This window comes from Polaribacter sp. (assembly GCF_965656025.1).
Taxonomy (GTDB): Bacteria; Bacteroidota; Bacteroidia; order Flavobacteriales; family Flavobacteriaceae; genus Polaribacter.
Genome location: NZ_CBFHJT010000027.1, coordinates 21,644 through 25,181, shown reverse-complemented (window position 1 = coordinate 25,181; position 3,538 = coordinate 21,644). Strand labels below are relative to the sequence as shown.

3 protein-coding genes are annotated in these 3,538 nt (G+C 30.6%); 2 read left to right on the top strand and 1 reads right to left on the bottom strand.

What is annotated here, in order from left to right; genetic code table 11:
• Positions 1-20: 20 nt before the first annotated feature.
• Entirely contained in the window at positions 21-1,991 is a 1,971-nt protein-coding gene (locus ACTG3S_RS07035; RefSeq protein ID WP_439128650.1) for a putative porin, read from the bottom strand.
• Between the two features lie 94 nt (positions 1,992-2,085).
• On the opposite strand from ACTG3S_RS07035, the gene ACTG3S_RS07030 reads away from it, so the two are divergent.
• Both ACTG3S_RS07030 and ACTG3S_RS07025 read left to right on the top strand, forming a co-directional pair.
• Entirely contained in the window at positions 2,086-2,685 is a 600-nt protein-coding gene (locus ACTG3S_RS07030) for a ribonuclease HII (protein WP_439128649.1), read from the top strand.
• 199 nt (positions 2,686-2,884) lie between these two features.
• Positions 2,885-3,538, top strand: a 654-nt coding sequence (locus ACTG3S_RS07025; protein ID WP_439128648.1) for a nucleoid-associated protein, incomplete at its 3' end; no start/stop codon positions are given.

Genomic DNA, 3,538 nt, shown 5'->3' with positions numbered 1-3,538 from the left:
TAATTAGGATTTAGGATGGGCTAAATAAACCAATTCCAAACCAAACCAAATCTTATTACAAAATCCCTATAAGGATATCCGGGGGCAGAAAAATAATTTTTTTCTGTAAAACTAGAAGTAGCATTGTCTATTTTTAAATAAAAACGCGTTCTTCGCACTTGTGCATTAAAAAACACATCAAAAGTTGGGAAACCTATTTCCTCATCATTTTGTATTCTAAATTCGCCTAAAAGCGGATTGTAAGCATTGGCATTATAAGCTGTAAAATACTTAAAAGTAATCCCCATATTTACCAACATAGGTTTGCCTTTAAACCAATAGTCTGTGTAATAAAAAGTGTTTCTTGTTACAAATTCTGGGACTCTAAAAACAGAACTACCACTGCTAACGTTTTGATACATAAACGTATTGTTTAAAGCAAATTTACCCACATTAAATTCTCTATTTGCTTTTACTTTTAAATATACTATTTGGTCTGTAAATTGTTCTGGTTGGCTATCTTCATTAAAATAGGTATAATTATCTATATTGGTAAAGTTTAAGGAAGCATTTAGCCATTTAGATTGCAAGTTAAACCCTAAATCTCTCGTATTTACATTGCTAAATGTTTCGTTTTGCCAGTTATAATCATCATATTCACTTTGGTGCAAAAGTGTATTAAAATTTGGCGATTTAGAACTTAGTAATAATGTACCTTTAAGTGATAAAATACTATCCTTTTCATACACAGCTTCCCCTTTAATATAATTACCAGAAAGTCTTCCAGTTCCTGGAGTGATGCTAGCGTCTGCATTTAACTGAAAGTTTTTAATTTTAGCATTCCAGTCTGCCCCAAAAGAAATGGCATTTCCTTCAATTTTTAACTTATTAATGGTGCTATTGCTATTTAAAATAGTGTCATAACCATAAGTATAACTAGTTAAGTTTGTTTTTGCTTTAAACTTACCCAACACATATTTAGAGTTAAACTCTAAATTTAACTCGTTGTTAGTAATAGTACTTTCTGCTTGTTTGTTATTAGGGTCAGAAGAACTAGCATTACCAAAAAAAGCAGGTGTTAAAGAGGTTTGTATAAACTCGAAAGATTTACTTTCACTGGTTAAAATATGCCCAATTTTTAAATTGCTAAAATCCTTATTTGTAATACTATCTTTGCTCGCTAGAAGTTTGTAACTATGCTCTACATAAATTCTATTAGAATCAAACTGACTTTCGGTATCTGATAAGTTTACATCTAAACGAGCTCTAGTTGTAAAGTCGGGTGCATCTTCTATAAAATTCTGTAAAGATTCTGGGGTTAATCCACCATTTTCTTGGTGAAAAAAATCTTGTGTGGTTAAGTGTCCTCTAATTTGATATTGATTTTCTTTGGTTCTGTAATGAAAAGCACCCCTAAAATTACCATTACTCACCAAAGCCCTTCTATAAGCACCTAAAGAACGCAAACCTTTGTAAGACAGCGATACATTAAACCTCTTAGAAAAGTTTAAAGTAAACAAAGCATCTAAAACTTGCCCTTGTTGCAAACCAGTTCTATAGAGTATTTCTGTTGTTGTGGTGGGTACTTCGTAATATTTTATATCGTCTACATTTAAATAACTAACCTGTTTTGCAGAAAAACCAATATCTGGCAATCTATAAATGTTATTAAAACTATAGCCTAAATTATTTAAGGTTTGTCCTTGGTTATGAAACTCTAAAAATTCAAACAAGTCTTTGCGTAAATAGTTAAATTTATACTCTTTTTTAATATTAAGTGTAGTGTCTATATATGTGGTATCTCTTCGATGAGAAAAAATCTTGTAGTCGGTATACTTTGTTTTTCCAGAAAGTGTAACATTAATTTCTCCAGAGTTATCTGCAGTAACTACATTTCCATTTCTATCAATAGTTGTGTTTTCTCTTTTTGCGCCACCCAACTTACGCTGAGAAAAAGTAGACGTTGCCACAAAAAGACAAAGAAAGAAAAAAGTAAAAAGTTGTTTGTTCATACTTAAAATATGCAAGGACAAATGTAAAATAATAAAACGAAAATAATAGCCAATAATTATTTTGAAAACTGTTAATTCTTCTTTTCTTTGTAAAATGCTAAAATTAAATTACAGTGGCTTTTCTTTAGAAGCAGGTACAGATGAAGCTGGTAGAGGTTGTTTGTCTGGACCAGTAGTAGCTGCAGCTGTAATTTTACCTGCAGATTTTTCGCATCCTTTTTTAAATGATTCTAAGCAACTCTCAGAAAAAAGAAGAGACGAATTAAGGCCATATATAGAGCAAAATGCAATTGCATTTGGGGTTTCTTTTGTTTGGCAACAAGAAGTGGATGAAATTAATGTTTTACAAGCCTCTATAACAGGTATGCATCGTTCTATAGAGATGTTAAAATTAGCTCCAGAATTTATAATTGTAGATGGTAATAAGTTTAAAAATTATAAGGAAATTCCTCATAAAACCATTGTAAAAGGCGATGCAAAATACTTAAGTATTGCAGCAGCCTCTGTATTAGCAAAAACGTATAGAGATGAGTATATGTCAAAAATTCATCAAGAATTTCCTGTGTATAATTGGGCAAAAAATAAAGGATACCCAACCAAAGAACACAGAAACGCCATCAGGCAATTTGGTGCCACAGATTATCATAGAAAAACTTTTAAACTCTTGCCAGAGCAGCTTAAATTAAAGTTGTAAAATCATAATATTTTTAGAAGCAATTCGAGCTTTCACCACTCAATCTTTTTACTTTTGCAGGCAAAAATGATTTCAAACAAATAGTCTTCCTTGAGCTTTACGAAAGGTTCAATCAGGGCTAAACTTGTTTATAAACTTTTAGAAATAATAGCAAACAATTTAAAAATTCAACTATTTTTACGCTTCAAAATTCTTACTGATGATAAAAAAAACCAGAGCAGAAATTACCAAATGTATTTTACATAAAGTAGCCAACAAATTTAACAGTGGGCAAAATGTTTTTTCAGAAGAGTTAATTCGTTTTGATCAAGAAAGTTACGATTTAATGAAGAGTTTTCTATTAAAACCTTTTGGTAGTTTAACGCAAAGTTATCGTTTTACACATCATGCAGACGTACGTTTAAATGAGATTAATAATTACGCATCAGAAGTATTTAAAGAAGAAAGTACCTTTGTAGAATATTCTAAAAACATTGTAAATCATTTGTATGAGCAGTCTAATTCTGCACAAATAAAAACAGGCGATGTTTTGGTCGTTTTTATAGAAGGTATAGAATATAAAGACGTATTAACAGAAGCAATCGGAATTTTTAAGATAGAAAATAAAGTCGATTTCTTTCAAACCTATTTAGACGATAATGAAAGTTGGGATGTTGTGGTTCAAAAAGGAATATCCACCAAAAAAATTGACAAAGGTTGTTTGGTTTTAAATACATCAGACACAGAAGGTACTGTTGTTTTTTCTGTAGATAACAATAATTACGATGCCCAATATTGGATTAAAAATTTCCTTTCTGTAAAATTAGCAGACGATTATAATTCGCATACACAGAGTTATTTAGAAATGTGTAAA

Excerpts from the sequence above, each read along its gene's own strand:
- ACTG3S_RS07035 (WP_439128650.1), bottom strand. The coding sequence starts at position 1,991 with ATGAACAAACAACTTTTTACTTTTTTCTTTCTTTGTCTTTTTGTGGCA.
- ACTG3S_RS07030 (WP_439128649.1), top strand. The coding sequence starts at position 2,086 with ATGCTAAAATTAAATTACAGTGGCTTTTCTTTAGAAGCAGGTACAGAT.